Origin of the sequence: Paenibacillus sp. MY03, from assembly GCF_002165585.1 — a bacterium.
Classification (GTDB): Bacteria; Bacillota; Bacilli; order Paenibacillales; family Paenibacillaceae; genus Pristimantibacillus; species Pristimantibacillus agaridevorans.
This window is the reverse complement of sequence record NZ_MXQD01000049.1, coordinates 18,122-45,049: the sequence shown is the minus strand read 5'-3', so window position 1 is coordinate 45,049 and position 26,928 is coordinate 18,122. Positions and strand designations below refer to the sequence as shown.

The following is a 26,928-nucleotide window of genomic DNA, read 5'->3' as shown; positions in this document are numbered from 1 at the left end:
CTTTCTCCGCTTATTCCGAGAATTCGATCCGAATCCGCTCCAGAAACTGCTCCTTCTCTTTCAGCATCTCCTCGGCCTCCGCCCTGGAATGCGCAGTTAATGAATTCGCGTCGCCGAGCGTTTCATCGTACAAGACTGCCGCATATAGGTTGCCCCCGTACGTGCCAAGCGTTCGGAAGGTCCGCTTCTCTTCCCGCCACACATGCTCCACGCCATCCCACTGGTTTTTCGGAACGACATGGATGGAGATGAGATCGGCCCTCTCCGCCGTGTCCGGATTGTAATATTGCAGCGTGACGACTCCATAGCTTGCTCTTGGCGGTTTCTCCAGCGTGTACTTCCCTTGCCAGGCCTCAGGAATGTCGAGAAGCAGACCGTAGCTCTCGTCTACGTATTGCTCTGCGATCTTCCGGAATTCGTTCCTGCCGTCCCATTGCAGCCACTCCGTAATCCACAACGAATCGGAATAAGGGACGCCCTCTTGTCCCGGGGCCTCCCATGTCCGCTGAAGCTCGATGATACCGTCGCCGTTCATATCGCGGCTGACCGTTGGCTTGCCGGCAAAGCCGTAGCCCAACTTTTCCTGCTCGGGCGTCGGGAACACGAGCGACAGATCGCGCCCGTTCCAGGCATACATATAAGTGAGCATGCTATGCGCGCCAGTGCCGCCCTCCAGCAGTATCCCTTGATGGCGTGGAGAGATGCTCCCCATCTTTATGCGCTCGAACAGATTGACGCCTTCCGGCAGCGTTGTCTTGGCTCTTGATGCCAGCTTTCCGTCTTCCCAAGTGTAGACGGCCAATTGAAAGACGGGCATGATGAGCTCCGCCGTCGTACCGGAGAAGGAGGTTCCGCTTATAACCGCGAGCACCTGCTTGCCGTCGCGATTAAGGTCCGCTGTATCGGCGAGACTAAACGGCAAAGAGGCAGCCGGCACCATCGTCAGCTTACCCTTATCGTTGCGCGCCGCCTTATTCGAGAACGAATACATCTCCAGCATCGATGGACTGTCGAACGCGCCTGCCCAGCCTACCGCGAGCTCCATGACGCCGTCTCCGTCCATATCGATGATGCTCAGCCAAGTCATCTCGCGAGCAAGAGGCTGCTGGACGAGCAGCCATTGCCGCCAGCCATTGTCCGTATGACGCAGCGTCATAATCTCCGGCGAGCTGTATTCATTGTAGTAGGTAACGACCGCTTCGTTTTTGCCGTCCCCATCCAGATCGATTAACCGGACCGCTTCCATGACATCGTTGCTATGCGGCAGCATCAGAATGCTGAACTCCGGCAACGCCTTCGTCACAGCTGCCAGCAGCTGCTCCTTGTCCTCGCCGATTTCCGGCTTCAGCAGCAGATCTGCAGGAGCCGCCGTATATTGGCAGCCGGCAAGCATCAGCAAGCTTAACATCGCTCCCAGCGGCATCAGCCTCATGAATACCTTCAAGCTGCCGCCGCCGGATTTTCGGGAAATGCTTACGGATTCTTCGCTCGTTGCGCTCTCGCGGTATGCAGTTGGAGAAGTCTGGCTGGCATGCGACATAGCTGATACAATCTCCTTCAAAGGTCAAGGCAGTTCGTCCACCGTAACAAGCGTGTAACCCAACTTATGCAAGTCGTCGATAATCCCCGGCAGAGCCTCGACCGTATTCTTAATATGCTTGCTTCCGAATGAATGCATTAATATTATACCATTAGGCTTCGTGTCTTGAATAATCATCTGACGCATGTCGGCGGGAGAAGTCCCCGCCCAATCCCTCGTGTCCACCGTCCAGCCCGTGTGCACCCGGTCTTGCGCTTTAAGAATCTGCTTTACCGTATCCGACATCGACCCGTATGGAGCCCGGAACAATGTCGGCTTCTCGCCAAGAACGTCCCGGATCGCCTCATCCGTTTTATTAATCTGCTCCAGGATGACCGATTTCTCTTGTTTCTTGAGATCTTTATGATTTTGCGAATGATTGCCGATCGTATGTCCTTCGTCCGCAATGCGCTGCAGCACCTCGGGATACAACTTCACTTGCTGGCCAACGACAAAGAACGTCGCTTTGACCCCTTTTTCCTTCAAAATATCCAAAATCGCCGTCGTATATTTTTTATCAGGACCGTCGTCGAAAGTGAGTGCCACCAGCTTCTTGTCATTATCGCTATTTCCTTCTTCTGCCGGAACGGACGGTTTGTCCGGCTGACCGCCGGCATTGGCGCCTTCGCCAGGCTTGCCTCCGGAATTGCCGGAGCCAGTCCCTCCGTTAACGGAGCCATTACCGTTACCTGCTCCGATTCCCGCACCAGTTCCCGTGCCGCCGCCTGCTCCGATACCGGCGCCGCTGCCCGTACTGCCATTCTTTCCTCCGTCATCATTGCCGTTTTGGCCGTTTGTTCCTTCTGTTCCTTTGCCGCCGGCATTATCGCCACCGGTGCCCGCACTTCCTCCCGAGCTGCCGTTGCCGGAGGAGCCGCTCTGACTTCCGCTTCCCGTTCCATGCCCGTTTTGCGGCTCGCCAGAGCCGCCCTGGCCTCCGGAGCCTCCGACGCCGGTCAGCGTACCGTCCTGATCCGCTGCCCCTCCGCCTCCGTTACCCGAGCCTGAAGCCGTTCCGCCTTGGATCGTCTCTCCGCCCTTGACGACGGACGGGATGATTGCCGACATCCCCATCGACATCGATCTCCCTGCCGCGCAGCCGGCAACCCAGAAGAATACCGCCACAATAACCATTAATAGAACCAATCTCCGACGACGACGTTTTTTTGTCCTGTCCATCCTTCTCACCTTCTAATCTGCTGATAGTTTAATCTTATCGGAAGAATAGATTTAGAGAGTTACAAAAGAGTAACATCATTCGGGAAATAATGACAAGAAATAGTGACAGGGAGAATGGATTCAAGCAGACGGTTAAAAGCTTCCACCTCCAGCACACCTTCGCGGACCGCAGCCAGCCCTTCCTCACGATAAGGGTACTGGTCGATGGACAACCAGCCTTGGTAGCCCAGGCAATTGATCTCCCAATTTACTATGCCAAAGGACTCTTGTTGATGGAAAATTATTCATTTATAATAATTGTTGATATTTTACATCATTTTCAGCCAGGAGCGTGAGCGTATTGAAGAAAAAAGCATTTGCAGCCATTATCGGTGTATCCATGTTGGCCAGTATGGGAACGGGGGCATTTGCGGCGACGAAGCTGCAGGAGATTAAAGCCTTTCTAAACCCTGAAATAAAGGTACAGGTCGACGGAACTTACGCTGATCTGCGTGACGTAAACGGCAACGCCATTGCACCGATCGTCTATCAAGGCGCCAACTATTTTCCTATCCGCGCTGTGTCCGATGCGCTTGATGTAGCGGTAGATTATGACGAGGCAACCAAAACAATTATTTTGGGCGAAAAGGTTGATGGCACCTCTATTGCCAAGGGATTCGATGATATGTACCACACGAAGGACCCGGTCCAAACGACCTATAAAGGCAAGGATTACAAAGAAGCTTTTTACGACAACGCTTCCGGCAACCGCAATGTTAGTTTTATGCTCTATCCGGATAAAAACTATCAATCGTTATACCTTCAGATTGCAGCTGTCGGCGGCGATCTGACAGACTTTACGATTAAAGACTCGGAAAACGACATTATTCTGAAATCAGAAAATGTCATCAAATCCGAAAATGGCCTGGTTACGGTCAAGGTTGATATCGGGGGCGTTGAAGAGCTGTACATCTATGGAAGTGCCACTAAAGACACCGCTGTCTTTATCCCTTTGACTACATCCTATTATAAATAAGATTTATCTTCTTAACGGATAACAAAAACTGTTTGGCAGTTGTTATCTCCACAGCAAAAAGACCTCGATCCCTAATTTAGGGATTGAGGTCTTTTTATTTTGAACCGATCAGTAGGGCAGCTAGCTCCTAACGAAGAGCCTTCGCCGCGATGTCCGTGCGGTTCTGCATCCCCTCGAAGGAGATGACGCTAACCGCCTCGTAGGCGCGCGCGCGAGCTTCCGCGATGTCGCGGCCGCGGCCGACGATGCCGAGCACGCGTCCGCCGTTCGTCACGAACTGGCCGTCCTTGAGCGCAGTGCCCGCGTGGAACACAAGCGCGCCTTGCGCTTCCGCTTCCGCAATGCCCGTAATAACGCGGCCTTTCGGATAGGAAGCCGGATATCCTTCGGATGCCGCCACGACGCATACCGCCGCTTCGTCGCTCCATTCGATGTCGAGATCGCCCAACCGTCCGTTCATCGCAGCCAACACGATGTCGACGAGATCCGTCTTCAGCCGCGGCAGCACGACCTGCGTCTCGGGATCGCCCATGCGGGCGTTGAACTCGATCGTCTTGGGGCCATCCTTGGTGATCATCAAGCCCGCAAATAATACGCCGCGGAACGGACGTCCTTCGCTGACCATTGCCTTTGCCGTCGGAATGATAATGTTCGTGATAGACTCCTCGATGATCGCCGGATCGATATGGGGAAGCGGCGTGTACGTGCCCATGCCTCCCGTGTTCGGTCCTTTGTCGCCGTCAAAGATCGGCTTGTGGTCCTGGGCCGGAACCATTGGTTTTACGGTTTCGCCGTCCACGAACGCCAGGATCGACATCTCTTGCCCTTCGAGAAATTCCTCGATGACGATCTGGTTGCCCGCTTCGCCGAACACCTTGTCGACCATCGCTTCGCGAAGAGCCTTCTCAGCCTCTTCCATGGAGTAGGCGACCGTTACGCCTTTGCCGGCTGCGAGACCGTCCGCTTTGATGACGATCGGAGTGGACTGCTCGCGCAAATACGCGGAGGCAGCCTCGTAGTCGGTAAACGTCTCGTACTTGGCTGTCGGGATATTGTATTTTTTGAGCAGGTTTTTCATAAAAATCTTGCTGCCTTCAATCTCCGCGGCCGCCTTGTTCGGACCGAAAGCAGGAATGCCCGCCGCTTCGAAAGCGTCCACGATACCTTCCGCAAGCGGATCGTCGGGACCGACGAATACGAGATCGATCGACGCTTCCTTGGCGAAACGGGTCAGCTCGTCGAACTGGGATACCGGAATCGGCACGCATTCCGCGATTTGCGAAATGCCTGCATTTCCTGGCGCGCAGAACAGCTCCTTCACTTTATCGCTTTTCTTGAGCGACCAGCAGATCGTATGCTCGCGTCCGCCGCTGCCAATGACCAATATACGCATAATGAGTGCAAGCCCCTTTTCTTGTAACGTGGATTAATGTTTGAAGTGACGGACGCTCGTAAACACCATTGCTATGCCGTTCGCGTTCGCCGCAGCGATGGATTCTTCGTCCTTGATGGAGCCGCCGGGCTGGATGATCGCCTTGATGCCGGCTTTCGCCGCAAGCTCGACCGTATCGCCCATCGGGAAAAACGCATCGGAAGCCAGTACCGCGCCGACAGCTTTCTCGCCTGCTTGTTCGATCGCGATGCGCGCCGCGCCGACGCGGTTCATTTGGCCTGCGCCTACGCCTACCGTCATGTCGTCCTTCGCGAGCAAAATCGCGTTCGACTTCACGTGTTTCACGACCTTCCATCCGAACAGAAGCTGTTTGAGTTCTTCCGGAGTCGGCTGGCGCTCCGTGACGACTTTCAGATCCGCTTCCGTAATGCTGTGCACGTCGCTCTCTTGAACGAGCATGCCGCCGTCTACGGACGTGACGACCCACTCGGATTTGCGTTCGGCCGCAGCCGTCAGTTCGCCGAGCTTGAGCAAACGGATGTTTTTCTTCTTCGCGAGAATGTCGAACGCTTCAGGTGTGTAATCAGGCGCGATGATGATCTCCAGGAAGATGCCGCCCAGCAGTTCGGCCGTATCGGCGCCGATCGTGCGGTTAGCCGCGACGATGCCGCCGAAGATCGATGTCGGATCGGCTTCGTACGCTTTTTGGTACGCTTCGTGAATCGTTGCTCCGATGCCCACTCCGCAAGGGTTCATATGTTTGACGGCAACAACTGCCGGCTCGTCGAATTCCTTCAAGATGGAGAGCGCGGCGTTCGCGTCGTTAATGTTGTTGTAGGACAGCTCCTTGCCGTGCAATTGCTCGGCAGTTGTGACGTTGCCCGTCGCCGCCAGCGGCTTGCTGTAGAAAGCTGCTTTCTGGTGCGGGTTCTCGCCGTAGCGCAGATCTTGCACCTTCTCGTAAGTAATTGTGTAAGTCTCGGGAAGCGGCTCGCCCGTTTGTTTGGAGAGGTAGTCCGAGATCAGCGCGTCGTAAGCCGCCGTGTGGCGGAATACTTTCGCGGCCAGACGTTTGCGCGTCGCGAGCGTCGTGTCGCCGCCCTCTTTCAACTCTTCCGCAACGGCAGCGTAGTCGCCGGCGTCGACGACAACCGTGACGAATGCATGGTTTTTGGCTGCGGAACGAAGCATGGTCGGGCCGCCGATGTCGATATTTTCGATCGCGTCCTCGTAGGTCACGTCAGGCTTGGCGATTGTTTCTTTAAACGGATACAAGTTAACGACTACCAGGTCGATATATTCGAGTCCCAGCTCTTTCATCGCTTTCTGATGTTCTTCGTTGTCGCGAACCGCAAGCAGGCCGCTGTGTACGGCCGGGTGCAGCGTTTTGACGCGTCCGTCCATAATCTCGGGGAACCCTGTTACATCGGAGATGCCAATGACGGGAACGCCTTCCTTCTGAAGCAGGTTGAACGTACCCCCGGTCGAAATAATTTGCACGCCTTGCTCTGCGAGTGCTCTCGAAAACTCAACGATGCCCGTCTTGTCGGACACGCTGATCAACGCTCTGCGAATAGCCACTTTTAACGTCCTCCTTGGATTGGTTGGATTGGATTGAGTCAATAACGTTATGATTTCTAACGGATAACAGCGAAGCTATTTGCGCGTTTTCTTCCGTTTTTTAACATTATCGGACAGGGTAACTACGACTACGATACGGTCACTTGCCGCCCGTCGAGCTTGACTCGACCAGCCGCGATTGCGCCGACCACGTTAGGCAGCAGCTCGCGTTCCTCTGCTTGAATTCGTTCTGACAACGTGTCGATGCCCTCGCCATCCGAGATTGGTACGACGACCTGCGCGATAATCGGACCGCTGTCTAGCCCGCCGTCGACATAGTGCACCGTAACGCCGGTCACCTTTACGCCGTAGTCCAGCGCCTGACCCATTGCATTTACGCCGGGGAATGCCGGCAGCAGCGACGGATGCACGTTGATCATCCGGCCATAATAAGGCTCGACGATTGTAGGAGTGAGAATGCGCATGTAGCCAGCAAGCACGATGAGCTCCACGCCGCGCTTCGTGAGTTCGGCGACGATTTCCGTTTCGTAAGCTTCGCGGTTCGGGTAATCCTTGGGTTTGAATACGAAGGCGTCTACGCCTGCCCGGCTCGCCCGTTCGACGACCGGCGCAGACGGCTTGTCACAAACAAGAAGCTCGATGGTCACATCGAGCTTCCCCTCCCGCACCGCATCCGCAATCGCCTGGAAGTTCGTCCCTTGTCCCGAAGCGAATACCGCAATGCGCAGCGGCGCCATTATACTTCCGCTCCCGTGAACGTTACGACGCGGTTGCCTTCCGTAACCGTGCCGATTCGGTAAGCCTTCTCGCCAAGCTCTTCGGAGATTTTAATCGCCTTCTCTGCTTGGTCGGCTGGCACGACGATAACCAGACCGATGCCCATGTTGAACGTCGTGAACATGTCGCGGTTCGAGATCGCGCCCTTGTCTTGCATCAAGCCGAAGATCGGCAGGATCGGCCACGAGCCATAAGCGATGTCTACGTTCACGCCGTCCGGCAGCACGCGCGGGATGTTCTCGATGAAACCGCCGCCTGTAATGTGCGCCATGCCTTTCACTTGCACTTCCTCGATCAGCTTAAGGGCTTGCTTCACGTAGATGCGAGTCGGCTCGAGCAGCACGTCGCCCAGCTTGGCGCCGTCCAGCTCGTCCAGCTGTTGATCCAGGGAGTAACCGGCTTCTTCGAGCAGCAGACGGCGAACGAGCGAGAAGCCGTTGCTGTGGATGCCGCTGGAAGCGAAGCCAAGCACCGCGTCTCCAGGTGCAATTGTGGAGCCGTCGATCATTTTTTTCTTGTCGACGATGCCGACCGTGAAACCGGCGATGTCGTATTCTTCTTCGGAGTACATGCCAGGCATCTCTGCAGTCTCGCCGCCGATCAGCGCGCAGCCGGATTGGACGCAGCCTTCGGAGATCCCTTTGACAATCGCTTCGATCTTCTCGGGAACAACTTTGCCGCATGCCAGATAGTCGAGGAAGAAGAGCGGCTCTGCGCCTTGCACGATAATATCGTTCACGCACATCGCTACCGCATCGATTCCGATCGTGTCATGCTTGTCCATTGCGAACGCCAGCTTCAGCTTCGTGCCGACGCCGTCCGTTCCGGATACGAGCACGGGCTCCTCGTATTTGTCCTTGTCCAGTCCGAACAGGCCGCCGAAGCCGCCCAGCTCCGCCAGAACCTCCGGACGGTAAGTGCGCTTCACGTGTTTTTTCATCCGTTCGACCGCTTCGTTGCCCGCGGCGATGTCGACTCCAGCCTTTTTATATGCTTCTGACAAAAGGTTCCACTCCTTATTTCGTTCTCAGAAAAGTATCTTATCCCGCAACATGCAACTCAAGTGTGCAAACTCGCAGGTTTGGCAGACTAACTTTCGTCTCGTAAATAGGTCGACTGCGCCGACTTATTCGCTCCACGCAGCAGCTTGGCGCGGGATTAAGTCGGTCACACCGACTTATTTGCTCCGTGCAGCAGCTTGGCGCGGGATTAAGTCGGTCTCGCCGACTTATTTGCTCCGTGCAGCCGCTTGGCGCTGGATTAAGTCGGTGTCGCCGACTTATTCGCTCCACGCAGCAGCTTTGCGAGAGATTAAGTCGGTTACACCGACTTATTTACTCAGCGTAGCGGCTTGGCGTGAGATTAGGTCGGCTACACCGACTTATTCGCTCCACGCAGCAGCTTGGCGCGAGATTAAGTCGGTCTCGCCGACTTATTCGCTCCGCGCAGCCGCTTTGCGGGAGATTAAGTCGATTACACCGACTTATTTGCTCCGTGCAGCCGCTTGGCGCTGGATTAAGTCGATTACACCGACTTATTTGCTCCGTGCAGCCGCTTGGCGCGAGATTAAGTCGGTCTCGCCGACTTATTCGCTCCGCGCAGCCGCCACTCCGCCGCACGGAGCGCTGGTCGCGGCTGTTCTAGCAGCTGCAGCTTTTGTCCGACTCCTCGTTAACCGGAGTCGGGTAATCATTGTCGAAGCAGGCAAGGCACATGCCGCGGTTGTACGCGCCGTCGTTGCCGCCCACGGAGTCGACGAATCCGTCATTGCTCAGGAAGGATAAGGAGTCCGCATTGATTTCCTGACGGATTTCTTCGACTGTGCGGTACGAAGCGATGAGCTCCTTGCGATCCGGCGTGTCGATGCCGTAGTAGCAAGGGTTCTTGAACGGCGGCGACGTAATTCGCACGTGCACCTCCGTAGCTCCCGCTTCGCGCAGCAAGTTGACGATCCGGCGCGACGTTGTGCCGCGCACGATGGAGTCGTCGATCATGACGACGCGTTTACCTTCGACGACCTTGCGAACCGCGGACAGCTTCATTTTGACGCCCTTCTCGCGCAATTCCTGCGAAGGCTGGATGAACGTCCGGCCCGTATACTTGTTTTTGATAAGCCCCAGCTCGTACGGAATGCCCGTCTGCTCCGCGAATCCGATCGCTGCCGAAATACTGGAGTCCGGTACGCCTGTTACGACATCCGCGTCGACGAACGCCTCGGTAGCCAGCTGACGTCCCATCCGTTTGCGCGCGGAGTGGATATTGATGCCGTTAATGTCGCTGTCCGGTCTCGCAAAATAAATATATTCCATCGCGCAGGTCGCGCGGCGTTCGATCTTCGCGTAACGATCCGTGCGTATGCCGTTCGCATCCAACACCAGGAGCTCGCCCGGCTGAACGTCGCGAACGTACTCCGCGCCGATTGTCTCGAACGCGCAAGTCTCGGAAGAGAACACGTACGCATCGCCCAGACGCGCCATCGCCAGCGGACGAAGTCCGTTGGGATCGGAAGCGACGATCATCTTCTCATTGGTCATGATGAGGAAAGCAAAGCCGCCGACGATACGCTGCAACGCTTCCTTGGCCGCCGTCTCGAAGTCCTTCGAGGAACGGGCGATCAAGTGCGCGATCACTTCCGTGTCGCTGGATGTCTGGAAGATGGAGCCGCTCATCTCGAGCTCGTGTCTAATCTCGGGCGCATTCACGATATTGCCGTTTGTCGCAACGCCTAGGTCACCATCACGGTATCTGAAAATAAGCGGCTGCGCGTTGCCGAGTTGGCTCGAGCCCGATGTGGAGTAGCGGACATGGCCGATAGAGCGATCGCCCTTCAGCATGTCCAGCTTGTCCTTGTCGAACACTTCCTTGACTAACCCCATGCCGCGATGGTAGTTAAACGCATTGCCATTGTCTGTATCAACCGTACAAATTCCGGAGCTTTCTTCTCCGCGATGCTGCAGCGCATGGAGGCCGTAATAAGATAGTCCTGCGGCGTCGGGATGACCGAACACGCCAAAGACTCCGCACTCCTCGCGCAACTTGTCAAAAATATCGTCCCGGCCAATACCCTCATTGTAATGATCGCCGGTCCAAAGCACCTGGCCATCTAATGTTGCACCGTCGCGTACCTGGCCGCCGAGAGCCGTGCGATTAGGCACAGCGCTCGCTTGCGCAGAACGGTCGATTACTTCATGAGACATGGAATCGCATCCTTCCAAACCTTCTCCAGTTGTTGTACCGGCGCTGCGATGCCGGATTTGCCATTGACGTTAATGGTGAGGCTGCTGCCCGATACTTTACCGATGACCGCAAATTGAACGCCTTGCTCGCTCAAAAGAGCTGTCAATGCGTCCGCCTGCTCCGGCTTCGCCGACAGCAGAATGCGGGATTGCGATTCGCTGAACAGCAAGTGGTCCGGACGAAGGTCGCTGGTCAGCGATACTTCCGCGCCAACGCCGCCGCTGATACAGGACTCCGCCAGCGCTACCGCGATGCCGCCTTCCGACAAGTCGTGCGCCGAAGCGACGAGCCCTTGCTGAATAGCGCCCAGGACGGCATCTTGAACTTGCTTCTCCACGTCGAGATCGATGACCGGAGGACGTCCCGCAGGAGCGCCGCTCAGCACGTATTGCAGCTCGCTGCCGCCAAACTCCGCTTTCGTGTCGCCGAGGAGCACGATGACGTCGCCTTCGGACTTGAAGCCTTGCGTCATGATGTGGTCGACGTCATGCACCAGGCCGACCATGCCGATGACCGGCGTCGGGTAGATCGCGCCTTTGGCATTCTCGTTGTACAAGCTGACGTTGCCGCCGATGACCGGCGTATCCAGCTTCACGCAAGCTTCGGACATGCCATCCGCCGATTTTTCAAGCTGCCAGAAGATTTCCGGCTTCTCCGGGTTGCCGAAGTTAAGGTTGTCCGTAATGGCCAGCGGCTCCGCGCCGGAGCATACGATGTTGCGCGCCGCTTCCGCGACCGCGATCCGTCCGCCCATCTCGGGGTCCAGATGCACGTAACGTCCGTTGCAATCCGTCGTCATCGCCAGCGCTTTGCGCGTACCGTCAACGAGAACAACCGCTGCATCGGAGCCCGGGCGCACGGCCGTAGCCGTACGAACCATGTAGTCATATTGGTTATATACCCACTCTTTGCTCGCAACCGTCGGGGAAGCCAGAACTTTCTCGAGGGCGCCGTTCAGATCCGTAATTTCGTCAAAAGCAGCCGTGTCGATCGCTGCGCTCTCGCGGAACGAAGCAGGCTCGCTGGACGGTTTGTTGTACACTGGACACTCGTCGACAAGAGCTTTGACCGGCATGTCGGCTACTTCTTCGCCCTGGTGGAACAACCGGAGACGTCCGTCATCCGTCACTTTGCCCACTTTTGCGCAAATAATGCCCCAACGATCGAAAATTTCCTTCGCTTGCGCCTCATGCTGAGGCTCGACAACAAAGAGCATACGCTCTTGCGACTCGGACAACATCATCTCGTAAGGCGTCATGCCCGTCTCGCGCTGCGGCACCTCGTCGAGATACAGCTCAAGACCGTTGCCTGCCTTGGAAGCCATCTCCGCGCTGGAGCAAGTGAGGCCGGCCGCGCCCATATCCTGAATGCCCAGAACGATGCCGGAGTTGATCAGCTCGAGCGTTGCTTCCATAACCAGCTTTTCCATAAACGGATCGCCGACTTGGACCGCCGTACGTTTCTCCTCGGACTCCTCGGAGAGCTCGACGGATGCGAATGTCGCGCCATGAATGCCATCGCGCCCCGTTGCCGGGCCAACGTAGAAGACAGGGTTTCCTACGCCTTTGGCGACGCCGCGCTGGATTTTGTCATGGTCGATCAGCCCGACGCACATCGCGTTGACGAGCGGATTGCCTTCGTAGCTTTCGTCGAACATCACTTCGCCGCCAACCGTTGGAACACCGATACAGTTGCCGTAGCCGGCGATGCCGCTGACGACATTTTCGAACAAGTATTTAACGCGCTCATTGTTCAAGTTGCCAAAGCGCAAGCTGTTTAGTATCGCTACAGGACGCGCGCCCATCGAGAAAATATCGCGAAGAATGCCGCCGACACCCGTCGCCGCGCCTTGATAAGGCTCGACAGCAGACGGATGGTTATGGGATTCGATCTTAAACACGACAGCCTGGTTGTCGCCGATGTCGACGATGCCCGCGCCTTCGCCCGGCCCCATCAGGACGCGAGGTCCGGTGATCGGGAATTTTTTCAGAATAGGCTTGGAGTTCTTGTAAGAGCAATGCTCCGACCACATGACGCTGAATACGCCGATCTCCGTGTAGTTGGGCTTGCGGCCCAGGAATCCGCAAATCAGTTCGTATTCGTAATCCGTAACGCCGAATTGCGTGTAAATGCGCTGATCCGCGATTTGCTCCGCAGTCGGCTCCTTAGCTGTTAATTGCTGCGCCATGTTGTTCCCTCCATGCATTCAAAATCGATGTAAACATTCTCAGTCCGTCTTCCGAGCCCAGAATCTGGCTTACCGCGCGCTCCGGGTGCGGCATCATGCCGACGACGTTGCCCGCTTTGTTGCTAATGCCCGCGATGTTGTCGACGGAGCCGTTTGGATTTGTTTCGCCCGCGTAACGGAATACGATTTGATTGTTCGCTTTGAGCTCGGCCAACGTTTCTTCGTCGCAGAAGTAGTTGCCTTCGCCGTGAGCGATCGGAATATCGATAATCTCGCCTTGCGAATATTGATTCGTGAAAGCCGTATTGCTGTTCACCACTTCAAGAGGCGTACCATGGCAACGGAATTTCAGGCCCGTGTTGCGGATAAGCGCGCCAGGGAGAAGATTTGCTTCCGTAAGGATCTGGAAGCCGTTGCAGATGCCAAGAATATATTTGCCTTCGTCTGCCGCTTTCTTCACTTCGTTCATGACGTTCGCGAATTGCGCGATAGCGCCGCAGCGCAAGTAATCGCCGTAGGAGAAGCCGCCTGGCACGAGGATAGCGTCGTAGCCGGACAGGTCCGTAGCGGTATGCCAGACGTAGTCGACCTGCTCGCCGATCGCTTCAACTGCCTTGTAGCAATCGATGTCGCAGTTGGAGCCGGGAAATACGAGAACCGCAAATTTCATGATCTTAACCCTCCAGCTCGAAGCGGTAGTCTTCGACCACTGTGTTCGCGAGCAGCTTCTCGCACATCACTTTCAGGCGGGCTTCCGCTTCCGCGCGATCGTTTGTGTCAAGCTCCACCTCGAGATATTTGCCGATGCGCACTTTGCCAACTTCCGCGAACCCCATGGAATGGAGCGCGCCTTGTACGGCCGTTCCTTGCGGATCCAAAACGTTTTCCTTAATCGTAACGTAGACGGTTGCCTTCATAATAGCCTCCTGAATGTGTGTTTATAATGGTAATTCGTTGAACATGCTTGTTGGATAGTTGTTGCTGTTACTGTGTGATGCTCGTTTGGTGCTTCTATGTCCGATTCCTACGACAGCTCCTGCCCCGTCAAGCGACGGTAAATCTCGCGGTAGCGCGCCGTCGTGGCCGCAACGACAACCGCCGGCAGCGGATCCGGCATGCTGTCGCGATCCCAGTCCGAGCCCAGCAGGTAAGTTCGGACCGGCTCCTTGTCCATGCTGTCGATCTCCACGTCGTAAGCGTAGCTGCCTTCCGACCAGAAGCGCGACGAGTCCGGCGTGAAAATTTCGTCGATCAGGATGACCTTGCCGTCGATCAGACCGAATTCGAACTTGCAATCCGCGAGAATGATGCCGCGCTCCTGGCAATAGTCATGCGCGAAGCGATACAGAGTCAGGCTGCGGTCGCGAAGCTCCTCGGCCAGAGTTTCGCCTACCAGCTCCGCCATCCGCTCGAACGGGACGTCTTCGTCATGGCCGACGTCATTTTTTGCGGCCGGCGTAAAGATCGGCTCAGCAAAATGTTCGTTCTTCCGCATGCCCTCCGGCAGCTTGATGCCGTTGATCTCGCCCGTGCTCGTATACTGTCTCCAGCCGCCGCCCGTAATGTAGCCGCGCACGACGCATTCGATATCGATGCGTTCGGCTTTGCGAGTCACCATGATGCGGTTCTTAAGCAGCTCCGGCTCCGTCACGATATCGCCCAGCAACGCCACGTCGGTATGCACCACATGATTTTCCTGCAGCTCCTTCGTTACCTCGAACCAGAAAGCCGACAGCCGATTCAGCACATTGCCCTTATCGGGAACAGCCGGGTCCAGCACGTAGTCGAACGCCGAGATCCGGTCGGTCACGACGATCAGGAAGTGCTCCCCGAGATCGTACAGCTCCCGCACCTTGCCCTTGTACACCAGCGGCGCCTTTACGTAATCGACAGCCGTGGATAATGCCTGCGGTCTTGCGCTTGCGCTCATTCCATTCATCCCCTCGTTCCTCGCCTAGTTCAAGCCCAGTCTTGCGAAAATCGTATCCACATGCTTGAGATGCCAAGCAGGGTTGAAGCAGTCGTCGATCTCCTCGGAAGACAGCACCGACGTAATTTCCGTCGTTTCTTCCACGATCGAGCGGAATTGGCGCTGCTCTTCCCAAGCCTGCATCGCACGCGGCTGCACCGTGTCGTACGCTTGCTCGCGGCTGAAACCTTTGTCGATCAGCTTCGTCATGACGCGGCCGGAGAAGGGAACGCCGTAGGTCGCGCTCATGTTGCGTTTCATATTTTCCGGGAACACCGTCAGGTTCTGAATAATGTTGCCCAGTCTGTTAAGCATATAGTTAAGCAGCATCGTCGAATCAGGCAGGATGACGCGCTCCGCCGAAGAGTGGCTGATGTCGCGCTCATGCCAGAGCGGCACGTTCTCGAATGCCGTCAGCATATGGCCGCGAATGACGCGGGACAGGCCGGACATGTTCTCGCAGCCGATCGGATTGCGTTTGTGCGGCATCGCCGACGAGCCCTTCTGGCCTTTGGCAAACGGCTCCTCCACCTCGCGGAATTCGCTCTTCTGAAGCGCGCGGATTTCCGTGGCGAACTTGTCCATCGACGTCGCGATCAGAGCCAGAACGCCTACATACTCGGCGTGACGGTCGCGCTGCAGCGTCTGCGTGGAGATCGGAGCGGCCGTGATGCCTAGCTTGTCGCAGACGAATTGCTCAACGAACGGATCGATGTTCGCGTACGTGCCGACGGCGCCGGACATTTTGCCGAATTGAACGTTGTGCGCCGCGTGCTGGAACCGCTCCAGGTTGCGCTTCATCTCTTCGTACCACAGCGCCATCTTGAGACCGAACGTCGTCGGCTCGGCGTGTACGCCGTGCGTGCGCCCCATCATCGGAGTGTCCTTGTACTGAATGGCTTTCTCGCGAAGAATGCCGATAAATCTTTCGATATCCTTAAGCAGGATTTCGTTAGCTTGACGGAGCAAGTAGCCCATCGCCGTATCGACGACGTCCGTGGAGGTTAGGCCGTAATGCACCCACTTGCGCTCCGGTCCTACCGTCTCGGATACGGCCCGGGTGAACGCGATCACGTCGTGGCGAGTCTCCTGCTCGATCTCGTAGATCCGGTCGATGTCGAAGCTGGCCGAAGCTCGCAGCGCTTTAACGTCTTCCTGTGGAATAATGCCAAGCTCGGACCAAGCCTCGCATGCGCACAGTTCAACCTCCAGCCAGGCTTTGAATTTATTCTCTTCCGTCCAGATGGCTCTCATCTCGGGTCTGCTATAACGTTCTAACATGATGGCATCACACCTTCCAAATCTTAGTTTCTTCTATCCATTGCAATGCCGCCTCCACGTTAGGGGCCAGCACGTTCACATGACCCATCTTCCGCTTGAATACGGCGTCCTTTTTCCCGTACAAATGCACCTTCGGAGCAATGCCGGCATGAGTTGCCGCATCGTCGCCTTCCGCCAGCCTTTCCAGCAGCGGCTCCACATGCTGCCCCAGCACGTTGACCATGACGACGGAGCTCATCAGCGACGTATCGCCCAACGGCAAGCCGCAGATGGCGCGGACATGCTGTTCGAACTGCGACGTGCGGCAAGCCTCCATCGTGTAATGCCCGCTGTTATGGGGACGCGGCGCGAGCTCGTTGACGTACAGCCCGCCGTCCTCCGTCACGAACAGTTCCACCGCGATGAGTCCGACGACGTTCAGTCCTTCCGCGATCCGTATTGCTAGCCGCTCTGCTTCCGCAATCACGTTTTCGCCGACGCGAGCCGGCACGATAGACAGATGCAATATATTATCGACATGAATATTTTCCGCAGGAGGGAACGCTTTTATTTCCCCTTTGGAGCTTCTTGCCGCAATGACCGATATTTCTTGTTTGAACCTGATGAACTGCTCCAGCACAAGCTGAGTGCCCGCGCGGGATAACGTCTCGTAGGCTTCCGGAATTTCATCCTCGCCGCGGATGACCCATTGTCCCTTGCCGTCGTAGCCCCCGGTCGCCGTTTTGAGCACGCAAGGCGTTCCGAATGCGGCAACCGCATCCCGCAGACTATCCTCGCTTGTGATCTCGCGGTACGGTGCCACGCGGACGCCAGCCGCTTCGATCGCCCGTTTCTCGCGGAGACGATGCTGCGTCGTGTACAGCAGCTCGCTGCCTTGCGGCACATAGGACCGCTCCATCAGCTTTGCGGCGACGTCTGCATCAACGTTCTCGAATTCGTACGTGATGACGTCCGACGCTTCCGCAAGCGTCAAAGCCGCGTCCATATCGTCGTACGCCGCCACGATCTGCCGGGATACTTGTCCCATCGGAGAATCCGGCGTGGGATCCAGAGCAACGAACCGGTAGCCCATTGCGCTGCCTGCATTAGCAAGCATTCGTCCGAGCTGTCCGCCGCCTAGAATCCCGATCGTGCCGCCAGGCAGAATCGTCTTGGCGCCATCCGTTCCAGTCGTTGCGCGCGTCATAACGTCTCGCTGCTTTCCAGCACTTCCTGCTTTACGCGGTCGCGCCTGGCTTGCACGCGTGCCGCGATGTCGGGCTCGAACGCTCCCAGCATCTGGGCTGCCAGCAAACCGGCGTTCGTGCCTCCGGCGTTGCCGATCGCGACCGTCGCCACCGGAATGCCGCCCGGCATCTGCACGATGGAGAGCAGCGAGTCGAGGCCGCTCAGATTCGAGGATTTGACGGGAACGCCAATAACCGGCAAAGTCGTCTTCGCGGCGACCATGCCGGGCAGATGCGCGGCGCCCCCCGCTCCCGCGATAATGACCTTAAGGCCGCGCTCCGCGGCGCTTTCCGCGTATTCGAACATCAAATCCGGCGTGCGGTGCGCTGACACGACCTTCTTCTCGTACGGAATTTCGAGCTCCTCCAGGATGTCGCAAGCCAATTTCATTGTGTCCCAATCCGACTTACTGCCCATGATGACGCCTACCTTAGCAGACATTGGTCCAAACCCACTTTCTTCTTTTAATAGAGGTTGTTCAAAAAGTCCAATTTTGATTACGAAGTAACTCGGGTAGTATCTCGGCATCGAACTTTTTGAACTCTCACTTATAGAATACATTGGTTCCAGGAAATAGAAAAAAGCCCCAGAGAGATCGGTTGCCGATCTGCCGCAGGACCATAGCCGAGAACGTCCGCCATGGAGGGCGATATCGTTCTTTTTCGATGAATCCGGGCAGGACCGCGCAATCCACCAGCCTAAAGACAGCATAAGGCTGCCCCATGCGGGAGCAACCTGTCATGCAGCCCCTTTGGCAAGGGCGTTGCGTCAATGTTCCGTCTATCGTTCCTATGAACTTGCCGAATGTCCGATTCATCTAGCTCGTAGTCCAGAAATTAAGGTTTCCAGGTAGAAACATTCGGGCCAATCCCGAAAATATACGAGTTATTCCTTGAAGAGGTACTTTTTGAACGTGCGCTAGGAGGGACAGCCTTTCGTCCCAAGCCTTCTCTAGTTTAAACAATCGTTCTTCCACTGTCAACAAAATACGAACATTATGAAGCTTCTATATTTTAAAGTTCGTTTTTTTCTCAATATTGCTCAATAGCCCCGTCCTTCGCCTCTTTTTTGGGGCTCGAATCCCCATTTCTTCCATCCTTCGTCTAGGTACATGTTCTTCTGAATACATATAGAGATAAGGTTTAACGGGACGTACCGAATATATAAGGAGGTCATTGTCTTGATCATTCATACCGTCAAGAACGGGGACTCGCTATGGAAGCTGTCTCAAAACTACGGCGTTCCTTTGTCGCATATTCTCGTCGCAAACGGCTTGTCCGAGCAAAGCATATTGGTCATCGGGCAGGCTGTCATCGTGCCGACGGAGCCGTCTCCCGCTTCTCACAAAGTGCTTGCAGGCGAATCGTTATGGCAGATTGGCCAACGATACGGAGTCACGCTCCAGGAGCTCGCATCCGCCAACGGCATTCGGAATCCCGCCCTTATTTATCCCGGCCAGATGCTGAAAATTCCGACCACGGCCAAGCCGGTTATCGAGGTCAATGCCTATACCGAGAAGCTGGAGCAGAACGGCGTGGCCATCGTGAACGAAATCGGAGAATATTTGACCTTTCTGAGCCCGTTCAGCTATCGGGTTCAGCCCGATGGAAGTCTCAGGCCGCTGGACGATACGGCCATCATCGCCGCGGCATACGCAAAGCGGGCCGCCCCCATGATGGTGATCACGAATTTCGTGGACGGCAACTTCAGTCCCGATATCGCCCATGCCGTCGTAGCCGAAGAGGAGGTTCAAAATCGCGTCATCGCGGGTATCGTCGCCGTTATGGCGCAGAAAGGCTATATGGCGCTGAACGTAGACTTCGAATATGTACCGCCTGCCGACAAAGAGTTGTATAACGCGTTCCTGCAAAAGCTTGTCGACACGCTGCGCCCGCAAGGCTATCTCGTCTCCTCCGCGCTTGCGCCCAAGCTGTCCGCCACGCAAACGGGCACGTTGTACGAGGCGCATGATTACGAGGCGCACGGACGCATTCTCGACTTTGTCATTCTGATGACCTACGAATGGGGCTGGTCCGGCGGACCGCCGAGAGCCGTTGCTCCTCTAAACGAAGTGCTAAAGGTCCTCAATTACGCGCTTAGCGTCATCCCGGCTGACAAGGTCGTCATGGGCATGCCGCTGTACGGCTATGACTGGACGCTACCATACGTCTCGGGCGGCCGATGGGCGCCGACGGTCAGCCCTTTCGCGGCCGTGGAGCGAGCGGCGAAATACGGCGCCGAAATTGAGTACGACGAAGAGTCTCAGTCGCCGTTCTTCCATTATTATGACGAGCAGGGCGCCCAGCATGTCGTCTGGTTCGAGGATGCTCGCAGCGTCCAGGCGAAGTTCGACGTCGTAAAGCGGCTTGGACTGCGCGGAGTGAGCTATTGGGTGCTTGGCGTCTCTTTCCCGCAGAACTGGTTCGTCCTGGGCGAAAACTTTACGATCAAAAAATACGTCCGGTAATTCGTAAGCGAAGATAAAAACAAACAAGGCTGTCCCATGTGGTCTTTAACCTGAGGGACAGCCTTGTTTGTTGCCATTTCGAGGTTGAAACAATCAGATACGGGTAACGGTGTAGCCCATCTCTTCCAGAAGCGCGACTACCCCGTCCTCGCCGGGCAGGTGCAGAGCACCTACGACGACAAAGAACGTTGAAGCTTCCTTGTTGTTCAAGTAGCCGTCGATGCCTTCCGCCATTCCCACGTTGCGGTCCCTCAGCACGGCGTTGTAATATTCCTCGTTCGACTTCGAATCTTCCGCGAGCTCGGTCAGCATCTCGATATCTCCGTCCACCCACATGGAAGACAAATCCTGCACGCTGTCGCTTTCGTTGTAGAAGCCATAGACGGAACCCATGAGCATCCCTTCCTGCAGCTCGGCCGAGAAATTATCGAACATTCTGTATTGCAGCTCCGCCGACTCCAGCTCCAAAATCGGAATTTCCTTCTTGATGGCTTGATCCATAAAATATTGATCGATGCCAAGCTCCGCTTCGAATTCCGACTCCTCTTGAAGCCAGCTGTCCAGAACAAACGATGCGAACCAAGGTTTGAGCGTATCAAGCGTGTTGGTTTCCAGCTCCAGATCCGTCAAGAGTTGCACGACTGCTTCGTACCCTTCCGTAGACAAATGATTGCGAAGCGTCGTACCGTCCTTATAGTAACCGAGATTTCCTAGCAGCTTCTCATAATCTACCTCATCCGATTCTCCGTTCACTTCCACTGACAAGAAGTCCGCTTCCTGGAAGGCATCCGTGATTTCGTCGCGAAGAGGATACATCGCATCGTTGCCGACGTGGATGGAACCAAGCAGGTAAACGACGTTCTCGCCGTTCTCCACCTTGTACATAAAGCCGCGGCTTTCTTGGATTGTATCGATGAGGACCGCGCGAATGTCCTCCAGCCATTCGATCTCGTAGCCGGATGCGCTAATAATGAATCGCAGCGGCACGTATGTAGTCTTGTTGAGGATCTTGGGCGCAGCGTCCAGCTCTTGCGGCTTGGAATTGACATACGCCGTCTTGCGGTCGATCTCCAGGATGATGGTTGCCTTCTCGCCGGTCGCCGTAACGACTCTCAGCTTTTCGTTCCAGTCCAGCTCGAAAGCCAGCTCCTCCAGCAGCATGCGAACCGGGACGAAAGTAACGCCATTCTCGATAAACGGCTTCTGTTCGCCGAACTTGACCGGCTGTCCGTCAATCCAGATGGAGGGAGGCGTTGGCGTGGCCGCCGATGCGCCGGTGGCCAAGCTTAAAGATAGTAATAGCGCTGCGATAAATGCCGTAAAACCTTTCATCTGCCGGCTCTCTCCTCTATCCACAAAATAGGTCTTTGGTCTCATTCGAACCAAGGTACCTCCTATTCTATCAAATCTTTTCCATATTTGATAGAGCGGAAATGGTAAACAGGAGCGTCGCTAAACCGCAAAAAGCCCCACCCCCGCCATCAGGCGGGAGTAGGGAACTCCAAATGCAAATTCTCCAAACGATCAGCCTTCCAGCCATACCGTCTTCTCCGAGATCGGCGCGCGCTTTTGCGCGGGAGGCGCCATATCCGGATAACCTAAGTAGATGAGGCCGGTCAGCTCTTCCTTGCCTTCCGTTAAGCCAAGCGCGCTGCGCATCAACGAATTGTACATCGGCTCGCCCGAGCGCCAAATCGCGCCCAAGCCATGGGCGTGTGCTGCAAGCAGCAGGTTCTGAACGGCAGCCTGGGCAGCCGCCAATTCTTCCGAATATACGGCGCGCGCGTCCTCCGACTTGGAGTAGACAGCCGCGATGACAACGGGCGAACGGTATGCTTTGGCCCGCTCCTTCTGCAGCTTCGCCTCTAACTCCTCGGCACTCATCTCGGGCCAGCCCGATTTGGCCACATTGGCGTACCCTTCGCCAAGCGCCGCTCTTCCGTCGCCCGTCATGACGATGAAGCGCCAAGGCTGCGTGTTGAAATGGCTGGGCGCCCAACTTGCCGCTTCCAGCAGTTTCTCGATGACCGCGCGATCCACGGGATCGCTTTTCACTCTGCCGATGGAACGACGTGTGCGAATCGCCTCCAAAACGTCCATCGACTCGCGCTCTACAGGCGCATTCGTTGCGGGTGTTTCCATGCTCATTGCTCCAGTCTCCTTCTGTGCCCATGTTTAATTAATATTTCAAATATAGCTTGATGGCAAGGATAAACGGCTTCGCCGTCCTGCTGTGCAAGAAGGCACCGTTTGCCGGTGAAATATAAGCCACTCACTGCCTATCGGACATAAATGACGCTATTCTTCGATTTTTTAGGTTTTCGAAAATTTAACAGACACACGGGACCTTATTGGCATCATCATCGCGCAAATGGGCTCCATTACGACCAGATAGTGTCTTTCCCGTCCGTTAGATTTGGTTGAGGTTAAAAATCGGACTAATAGCGTCGCTGGTGTCTGTTAGATTTTTCATCTTTTTTAGTCATTGAACAAATAAGCGTATTCGCCATATCCTTCTTCGGCAAGCTTTTCCTTCGGCACGAACCGGAGAGAAGCCGAATTAATGCAGTACCGCAGCCCAGTCGGTTGCGGACCATCTTCGAAGACATGGCCGAGATGGGAGTCGCCTTCCTTGCTCCGCACCTCGACGCGAACCATGAAGTGGCTCGAATCCGTATGCTCCGTCACCGCGGCTTTCTGAAGCGGCTTCGTAAAGCTCGGCCAGCCGCAGCCCGCGTCGTACTTGTCCTTGGAGCTGAACAACGGCTCGCCCGACACGATGTCGACGTAGATGCCGTCCTCCGTATGGTCCCAGTATTCGCCAGTGAACGGACGTTCCGTCCCGTTCTCCTGCGTCACGTTGTATTGAATGGGGGTCAGCTTTCGCTTCAGTTCCTGCTGGTCCTTCTTTGCCGACCAATGCTCTGCGATGAAGGCGTCGCGGCCGGAGCCTCTGCGGTACATTTTGTAACGGAACGGATTCTTGTTGTGATAATCCTGATGGTACTCCTCTGCAGGGTAAAAGACTTCCGCCTCCGTAATCTCCGTCACGATCGGCTTGTCGAAGCGTCCGCTGCTTGCAAGCTCGGCCTTGGAAGCCTCTGCCTCCTGCCGCTGCTCCTCCGTGTAATAGAAGATACCCGTGCGATATGATTCGCCGCGGTCGTGGAACTGGCCGCCTGCATCGGTCGGATCGATCTGCTGCCAGAAGATGCCGAGCAACTTCCGGAACGGGAATACCGCCGGATCATAAGTGATCAGCACGGCTTCCGCATGTCCCGTCGTTTCGGAGCAAACCTCCTCGTACGTCGGGTTGACGGTATGACCGCCTATATAACCGGATACGACCGAGACGATGCCCGGCATTTCCTCGAACGGCGTCACCATGCACCAGAAGCATCCGCCCGCGAATGCGACCTTCTCGTACTGGTTCGATTGTTGTTCTGCCATGGTTGCCACCTCACCTTTCTGCTAACATGTCTCTATTATAAACCAACATTTGCACTTTCGAAAACCAAGGACGCCGCCGCCCCTCTTTGTTACAATAAGATGACATTCGCAACCTTTCGGCATAAAAAGCGTCCTTACTGGTAGGCAAAACGGGACAGGGGCAATATTGCACACAACGGTTCGTTCATCCGCGGCGACACAGAATTCAGGCTTGAGAGGTGAATGAATAGATGAATGAAGTAAGTTTGGAAAGCAACCTTGCAAGCCGTCAGGAGCATGCGACGCGCAAGCGCAGAAGCGTATTGTCGCTCGTCGTGTTCATATCCGTATGGGCGGTGCTCATCGGCGGCGGCTTCTATATGGCGAAGTGGTACACGGACCGGATGCAACAGGATATTACGGCGGATATCGAACGGCAAACCTCCGCTCAACTCCAGGTGATGCAGCAGGCGTACGACGCCAAGCTTGCGGATCTGGATGCCGGCTATGCGGCCGAAATGACGGAGCTTAAAGGCAAGATCGACGCTTTAAATGAACTGCTTACGTTTACCAAGGATAACGCCGATACCAAGACCGATAATAGCAACAAGCTATATACGCAGCTTAACGAGGTCAAGAAGCAACTGGACGAATTAAAAAAAAGCTTGGACGTGCTTAAATGAACATCACGGCCAAAACGTTGAATCGCACGGCGCTTCTCGCCTTGTCGCCCTTCGTCGGCATCTTGATCTGGCTTATCGCCAGCGGAATGGCCGTCCAGCTCTCGGGACTGGACGGAGCGGAGTTTGCCTCCTCCGAACCGCTCGCCAGAACGGAGGCTCTGTTATCGGAAGCTTACGTCGGACTGGATGCCGCTCGCGAAACGGCTATAGGAACCGGAGAGTCCATCAAGAAACAGCTCGACTTGTACAATAGAACCAACGCGGAGATGACCGCAATTTCCAAGCTTGCCGCCGCGCAAGCGGCAAGGCCGCTCGCTATCTACGACGCGAAGATTACGTCGAAGCTCGGCAAACCTTCCGCCACGATCGATACGGACAAGCTTCGCGCTCAGCTGTTCTATCTGAGCAACGATTCGTTTAAGAGTTACGCGGTCAAGATCAAGTTGAAGTCAGGCGATGCCATGAAGATGGTGCTCGGCGGCTCCGAGATCGGACAAGCCCAGACTACGATGCAAGCCGTCCAGTCGCATAAGGCGGCGGTCGGCGTCAATGCGGGCGGCTTCGCCGACGGCGGCGGCAAACGTTACCCGCTGAGCAACACGATCGTGGACGGCAAATATGTGACCGGCTTCGAAGCTTCTTATTCGGATTTGTTTTTTGTCGGGATGAACGATAAAAACAAATTGATCGGCGGCAAATTCGCCAGCAAGGACAAGTTGGACGCCCTGAAGCCGAAATACGGCGCTTCCTTCGTTCCCGTCTTGCTGCGCGGGGGAGCCGCCCAGAGCATTCCGCTCAAGTGGCAGGTCAGTCCTCGCCGCGCGCCGCGTACCGTCATCGCGAACTACAAGGACGATCAACTGCTCATTCTCGTTACTGACGGGTACAATGAAGCGGGGAGCTCCGGCGCGACGCTCGGGGAACTCCAGGACTTCCTAAAGGGTTATGGCGCGATAGACGCTTATAATCTGGACGGAGGCGGATCCTCATCGCTTGTCTTTAACGGCAAGCTTATTAACAAGCCGTCGGACGGATCGTTGCGCAAGCTGCCTACTCATTTTTTGTTTTTCAAATAAAAAAATAAAACTGCCCCGGAAAAACGGCGGTCGCGCTATCGGAATTTGAGCGCGATCGCCGTTTTTTTAGCATTCCCGTCTACCTTATATATGGCTTCCGCGATCTCGTCCACTAACCCTGCATCCTTTGCTGCCGTGTTGTACAGCGCGGTGTGCGTCTTCACACGCGTTACCCGCACGCACTCCACGTACGTGAATAACAACATGTATATACTTAATAACAGATATTATTTATTGTTTTACGATAAATTTTATGATAAACTCAACCTAACATTAAAGAACCGAGGTGTTGTTTTTGAAACGAGAAACGTTATTTTTAAAGGCAGCCGTCATCGTGATGGGAATTCCGATTCTTGCTTTATGCGTCTTTGGCCTTCCGGCGATCGCGAGCGATCCCGCCGAACGTTATCCCGCATATTGGCTGTATGCCGTCATCGCTGGTATATACGCTGCGGCAATCCCCTATTTCATCGCGTTATTTCAAACCATGAAACTTCTCGCTTATATTGACAAAAACCTGGCGTTCTCGGAGTTGTCCGTTACGGCACTGCGGAACATCAGAAATTGCGCCCTCGCCGTCAGCGCCTTGTTCGCGGCTTGTCTGCCTTTCCTCTATTTCATAGCGGACGTGGACGATGCTCCGGGTATGATCGTAGTTGGGATGGTACTCGTATTCGCTCCGCTCGTCATTGCGGTTTTCGCTGCCGTGCTGCAGAAGCTCCTTAACAACGCCATTGCGATTCAAGCAGAAAACGACCTAACGATATGAGGTGAATGAAATGGCTATAATCATTAATATTGATGTCATGCTTGCGAAGAGGAAGATGAGCGTAACGGAGCTTGCGGAGAGGATCGGCATTACGATGGCGAACCTGTCCATCCTGAAGAACGGCAAGGCCAAGGCGGTTCGCTTATCGACATTGGAAGCAATCTGCAAGGCGTTGGACTGCCAGCCCGGAGATCTGCTGGAATACAGAGCGGATGAATAACCATCGATTCATAGCAAAAAAGCGGCACCATAGACATGATTTCTTGTCCTTGGCTGCCGCTTTCTCATGGATCCATCCAATACCTCCGTGTCAACAACGTCAACTCGTCAGGATACTTCAATGACTTCCCTCACATCCGTCGCGGTTCCTTCTGCAGGATACGTATTGGTAAGTTCTCCCGCAATCTCGACGTTGACCTCATCGCCTACTTCAATACCTTCCAACAGCGACTCGTCCGATACGGTCACCCATACGGCATCCGGCTTCACGACGTCGAGCAGCTCTTCGAGCGCTTCCTTCGTCGGCGCCAGCTCCAGATCGGTAATGTCCGCACTCTGCACGACTAGCAGCTTGGGTACATCAATGGCAACGACTCGCCCTTGCTTGTAATCCCACTCTTCGTTAGCTGGAGCCGTTTCCGTTGCCCGTTGTTCTTGGTGCTGCTCCTCCTGCGGCTGATCCTGAACGTTGCCCGCTCCTGTCTCGTCCGAACACCCCGTAAGGAACAGCGCCCCCGCCAATACCGTTACTCCAAGCTTAATCATATGGATCACCCTCCATGTACAAGAAATATGTTGCATTCTCTTACATAGGCTTACCCCAACATGAGCGATGAGAAACAGGCATTAAAGGAAAGCAGTCGCGGACAACAACTTTTTGGCCCCATAGGCGTTACTAACGCCTACAGCCGCTCGTTCGCCTACTTTTTGGATCCATAGGCGTTACGAACGCCTATGGACGCTAATCAGAGTTACTTTCCAGTCCATCGGCGTTTTTAACGTCTACAACTACTCGTTCGCCTACTTTTTGGAGCCATCAGCGTTACTATCGCCTATGGACGCTAATCAGAGTTACTTT

25 protein-coding genes and 1 riboswitch are annotated in these 26,928 nt (G+C 55.3%); of the genes, 6 read left to right on the top strand and 19 right to left on the bottom strand.

The genetic code is table 11. The features are described 5' to 3' along the window. Positions 1–10: 10 nt before the first annotated feature. Together B1748_RS28915 and B1748_RS28910 are read right to left on the bottom strand one after the other, a co-directional pair. Positions 11–1,540: an FG-GAP repeat domain-containing protein gene (locus B1748_RS28915; protein WP_087571437.1), complete on the bottom strand. Its 1,530-nt coding sequence runs from the start codon at positions 1,538–1,540 to the stop codon at positions 11–13. A 24-nt stretch (positions 1,541–1,564) separates the two neighbouring features. Beyond that, positions 1,565–2,758, bottom strand: coding sequence for a polysaccharide deacetylase family protein (locus B1748_RS28910; RefSeq protein ID WP_087571436.1), 1,194 nt, complete (start codon positions 2,756–2,758; stop codon positions 1,565–1,567). 340 nt (positions 2,759–3,098) lie between these two features. Here B1748_RS28910 and B1748_RS28900 point away from each other — a divergent pair, with 340 nt between their 5' ends. Continuing rightward, positions 3,099–3,773, top strand: coding sequence for a stalk domain-containing protein (locus B1748_RS28900; RefSeq protein ID WP_087571434.1), 675 nt, complete (start codon positions 3,099–3,101; stop codon positions 3,771–3,773). Between the two features lie 127 nt (positions 3,774–3,900). Here B1748_RS28900 and purD read toward each other — a convergent pair whose 3' ends face one another. The 12 genes from purD to purE form a co-directional block, all read right to left on the bottom strand. After that, the gene (purD, locus tag B1748_RS28895) at positions 3,901–5,166 is read right to left on the bottom strand and encodes a phosphoribosylamine--glycine ligase (protein WP_087571433.1); all 1,266 of its coding nucleotides are present in this window, start codon (positions 5,164–5,166) and stop codon (positions 3,901–3,903) included. A 33-nt stretch (positions 5,167–5,199) separates the two neighbouring features. Further along, positions 5,200–6,747, bottom strand: coding sequence for a bifunctional phosphoribosylaminoimidazolecarboxamide formyltransferase/IMP cyclohydrolase (gene purH, locus B1748_RS28890; protein ID WP_087571432.1), 1,548 nt, complete (start codon positions 6,745–6,747; stop codon positions 5,200–5,202). 128 nt (positions 6,748–6,875) lie between these two features. Beyond that, positions 6,876–7,484, bottom strand: coding sequence for a phosphoribosylglycinamide formyltransferase (gene purN, locus B1748_RS28885; protein WP_087571431.1), 609 nt, complete (start codon positions 7,482–7,484; stop codon positions 6,876–6,878). Beyond that, positions 7,484–8,527, bottom strand: coding sequence for a phosphoribosylformylglycinamidine cyclo-ligase (purM, locus tag B1748_RS28880; RefSeq protein WP_087571430.1), 1,044 nt, complete (start codon positions 8,525–8,527; stop codon positions 7,484–7,486). Before purM ends, purN begins: the two co-directional genes overlap by 1 nt. A gap of 637 nt (positions 8,528–9,164) precedes the next feature. Next, complete coding sequence (gene purF, locus B1748_RS28875) at positions 9,165–10,721, bottom strand: amidophosphoribosyltransferase (RefSeq protein WP_087571500.1); 1,557 nt, start codon at positions 10,719–10,721, stop codon at positions 9,165–9,167. Next, the gene (purL, locus tag B1748_RS28870) at positions 10,706–12,949 is read right to left on the bottom strand and encodes a phosphoribosylformylglycinamidine synthase subunit PurL (protein ID WP_087571429.1); all 2,244 of its coding nucleotides are present in this window, start codon (positions 12,947–12,949) and stop codon (positions 10,706–10,708) included. Before purL ends, purF begins: the two co-directional genes overlap by 16 nt. Beyond that, positions 12,927–13,619, bottom strand: coding sequence for a phosphoribosylformylglycinamidine synthase subunit PurQ (purQ, locus tag B1748_RS28865; protein ID WP_087571428.1), 693 nt, complete (start codon positions 13,617–13,619; stop codon positions 12,927–12,929). Before purQ ends, purL begins: the two co-directional genes overlap by 23 nt. Positions 13,620–13,623: 4 nt before the next feature. Beyond that, a complete protein-coding gene (purS, locus tag B1748_RS28860; protein ID WP_179215887.1) occupies positions 13,624–13,869 on the bottom strand; it encodes a phosphoribosylformylglycinamidine synthase subunit PurS in 246 nt (81 codons plus the stop codon). A 104-nt stretch (positions 13,870–13,973) separates the two neighbouring features. Further along, a complete protein-coding gene (locus B1748_RS28855) occupies positions 13,974–14,879 on the bottom strand; it encodes a phosphoribosylaminoimidazolesuccinocarboxamide synthase (protein WP_087571426.1) in 906 nt (301 codons plus the stop codon). Positions 14,880–14,903: 24 nt separating this feature from the next. Then, positions 14,904–16,199: an adenylosuccinate lyase gene (gene purB, locus B1748_RS28850; protein WP_087571425.1), complete on the bottom strand. Its 1,296-nt coding sequence runs from the start codon at positions 16,197–16,199 to the stop codon at positions 14,904–14,906. A gap of 7 nt (positions 16,200–16,206) precedes the next feature. After that, positions 16,207–17,385, bottom strand: a complete 1,179-nt coding sequence (gene purK / locus B1748_RS28845) for a 5-(carboxyamino)imidazole ribonucleotide synthase (RefSeq protein WP_087571424.1) — start codon at positions 17,383–17,385, stop codon at positions 16,207–16,209. Further along, positions 17,382–17,867, bottom strand: coding sequence for a 5-(carboxyamino)imidazole ribonucleotide mutase (gene purE, locus B1748_RS28840; RefSeq protein ID WP_087571423.1), 486 nt, complete (start codon positions 17,865–17,867; stop codon positions 17,382–17,384). The genes purK and purE overlap by 4 nt, the downstream gene beginning before the upstream one ends. Before the next feature lie 364 nt (positions 17,868–18,231). Next, positions 18,232–18,330, bottom strand: a riboswitch (purine riboswitch). Between the two features lie 276 nt (positions 18,331–18,606). Between purE and B1748_RS28830 the strand changes: the two genes are divergently transcribed. Continuing rightward, positions 18,607–19,893: a LysM peptidoglycan-binding domain-containing protein gene (locus tag B1748_RS28830; RefSeq protein WP_087571421.1), complete on the top strand. Its 1,287-nt coding sequence runs from the start codon at positions 18,607–18,609 to the stop codon at positions 19,891–19,893. A 93-nt stretch (positions 19,894–19,986) separates the two neighbouring features. On the opposite strand, the gene B1748_RS28825 is transcribed toward B1748_RS28830, so the two are convergent. The 3 genes from B1748_RS28825 to msrB all read right to left on the bottom strand — a co-directional run bounded on the left by B1748_RS28825 (position 19,987) and on the right by msrB (position 23,343). Next, positions 19,987–21,270 carry a TraB/GumN family protein gene (locus tag B1748_RS28825; protein ID WP_087571420.1) on the bottom strand — a complete coding sequence of 428 codons (1,284 nt, stop codon included), beginning with the start codon at positions 21,268–21,270 and terminating at the stop codon, positions 19,987–19,989. Between the two features lie 147 nt (positions 21,271–21,417). Beyond that, positions 21,418–22,041, bottom strand: a complete 624-nt coding sequence (locus B1748_RS28820) for a nitroreductase family protein (RefSeq protein WP_256976008.1) — start codon at positions 22,039–22,041, stop codon at positions 21,418–21,420. Positions 22,042–22,371: 330 nt separating this feature from the next. After that, positions 22,372–23,343, bottom strand: a complete 972-nt coding sequence (gene msrB, locus B1748_RS28815; RefSeq protein WP_087571419.1) for a peptide-methionine (R)-S-oxide reductase MsrB — start codon at positions 23,341–23,343, stop codon at positions 22,372–22,374. A gap of 230 nt (positions 23,344–23,573) precedes the next feature. Between msrB and B1748_RS28810 the strand changes: the two genes are divergently transcribed. After that, positions 23,574–24,005 (top strand): hypothetical protein, encoded by a 432-nt coding sequence (locus tag B1748_RS28810; protein ID WP_087571418.1) that lies wholly within the window; start codon positions 23,574–23,576, stop codon positions 24,003–24,005. Beyond that, positions 24,002–25,081 carry a phosphodiester glycosidase family protein gene (locus B1748_RS28805; protein WP_087571417.1) on the top strand — a complete coding sequence of 360 codons (1,080 nt, stop codon included), beginning with the start codon at positions 24,002–24,004 and terminating at the stop codon, positions 25,079–25,081. The genes B1748_RS28810 and B1748_RS28805 overlap by 4 nt, the downstream gene beginning before the upstream one ends. 35 nt (positions 25,082–25,116) lie before the next feature. On the opposite strand, the gene B1748_RS36590 is transcribed toward B1748_RS28805, so the two are convergent. Then, the gene (locus B1748_RS36590; RefSeq protein ID WP_143810404.1) at positions 25,117–25,287 is read right to left on the bottom strand and encodes a LamB/YcsF family protein; all 171 of its coding nucleotides are present in this window, start codon (positions 25,285–25,287) and stop codon (positions 25,117–25,119) included. Positions 25,288–25,418: 131 nt separating this feature from the next. Between B1748_RS36590 and B1748_RS28800 the strand changes: the two genes are divergently transcribed. Next, a complete protein-coding gene (locus B1748_RS28800; RefSeq protein WP_218781668.1) occupies positions 25,419–25,850 on the top strand; it encodes a DUF2975 domain-containing protein in 432 nt (143 codons plus the stop codon). A 10-nt stretch (positions 25,851–25,860) separates the two neighbouring features. Next, positions 25,861–26,070: a helix-turn-helix domain-containing protein gene (locus tag B1748_RS28795; RefSeq protein ID WP_087571415.1), complete on the top strand. Its 210-nt coding sequence runs from the start codon at positions 25,861–25,863 to the stop codon at positions 26,068–26,070. Positions 26,071–26,177: 107 nt separating this feature from the next. Here B1748_RS28795 and B1748_RS28790 read toward each other — a convergent pair whose 3' ends face one another. Further along, positions 26,178–26,615 (bottom strand): DUF3221 domain-containing protein, encoded by a 438-nt coding sequence (locus B1748_RS28790; protein WP_087571414.1) that lies wholly within the window; start codon positions 26,613–26,615, stop codon positions 26,178–26,180. Positions 26,616–26,928: the final 313 nt, after the last annotated feature.

Bases quoted from the DNA above. Each gene is read 5' to 3' on its own strand.
- B1748_RS28915 (WP_087571437.1), bottom strand. From the start codon at position 1,540: ATGTCGCATGCCAGCCAGACTTCTCCAACTGCATACCGCGAGAGCGCA.
- B1748_RS28910 (WP_087571436.1), bottom strand. From the start codon at position 2,758: ATGGACAGGACAAAAAAACGTCGTCGTCGGAGATTGGTTCTATTAATG.
- purD (WP_087571433.1), bottom strand. From the start codon at position 5,166: ATGCGTATATTGGTCATTGGCAGCGGCGGACGCGAGCATACGATCTGC.
- purN (WP_087571431.1), bottom strand. From the start codon at position 7,484: ATGGCGCCGCTGCGCATTGCGGTATTCGCTTCGGGACAAGGGACGAAC.
- purF (WP_087571500.1), bottom strand. From the start codon at position 10,721: ATGTCTCATGAAGTAATCGACCGTTCTGCGCAAGCGAGCGCTGTGCCT.
- purL (WP_087571429.1), bottom strand. From the start codon at position 12,949: ATGGCGCAGCAATTAACAGCTAAGGAGCCGACTGCGGAGCAAATCGCG.
- purQ (WP_087571428.1), bottom strand. From the start codon at position 13,619: ATGAAATTTGCGGTTCTCGTATTTCCCGGCTCCAACTGCGACATCGAT.
- B1748_RS28855 (WP_087571426.1), bottom strand. From the start codon at position 14,879: ATGAGCGCAAGCGCAAGACCGCAGGCATTATCCACGGCTGTCGATTAC.
- purB (WP_087571425.1), bottom strand. From the start codon at position 16,199: ATGTTAGAACGTTATAGCAGACCCGAGATGAGAGCCATCTGGACGGAA.
- purK (WP_087571424.1), bottom strand. From the start codon at position 17,385: ATGACGCGCGCAACGACTGGAACGGATGGCGCCAAGACGATTCTGCCT.
- purE (WP_087571423.1), bottom strand. From the start codon at position 17,867: ATGTCTGCTAAGGTAGGCGTCATCATGGGCAGTAAGTCGGATTGGGAC.
- B1748_RS28825 (WP_087571420.1), bottom strand. From the start codon at position 21,270: ATGAGACCAAAGACCTATTTTGTGGATAGAGGAGAGAGCCGGCAGATG.
- B1748_RS28820 (WP_256976008.1), bottom strand. From the start codon at position 22,041: ATGAGCATGGAAACACCCGCAACGAATGCGCCTGTAGAGCGCGAGTCG.
- msrB (WP_087571419.1), bottom strand. From the start codon at position 23,343: ATGGCAGAACAACAATCGAACCAGTACGAGAAGGTCGCATTCGCGGGC.
- B1748_RS28810 (WP_087571418.1), top strand. From the start codon at position 23,574: ATGAATGAAGTAAGTTTGGAAAGCAACCTTGCAAGCCGTCAGGAGCAT.
- B1748_RS28805 (WP_087571417.1), top strand. From the start codon at position 24,002: ATGAACATCACGGCCAAAACGTTGAATCGCACGGCGCTTCTCGCCTTG.
- B1748_RS36590 (WP_143810404.1), bottom strand. From the start codon at position 25,287: ATGTTGTTATTCACGTACGTGGAGTGCGTGCGGGTAACGCGTGTGAAG.
- B1748_RS28800 (WP_218781668.1), top strand. From the start codon at position 25,419: ATGGGAATTCCGATTCTTGCTTTATGCGTCTTTGGCCTTCCGGCGATC.
- B1748_RS28795 (WP_087571415.1), top strand. From the start codon at position 25,861: ATGGCTATAATCATTAATATTGATGTCATGCTTGCGAAGAGGAAGATG.
- B1748_RS28790 (WP_087571414.1), bottom strand. From the start codon at position 26,615: ATGATTAAGCTTGGAGTAACGGTATTGGCGGGGGCGCTGTTCCTTACG.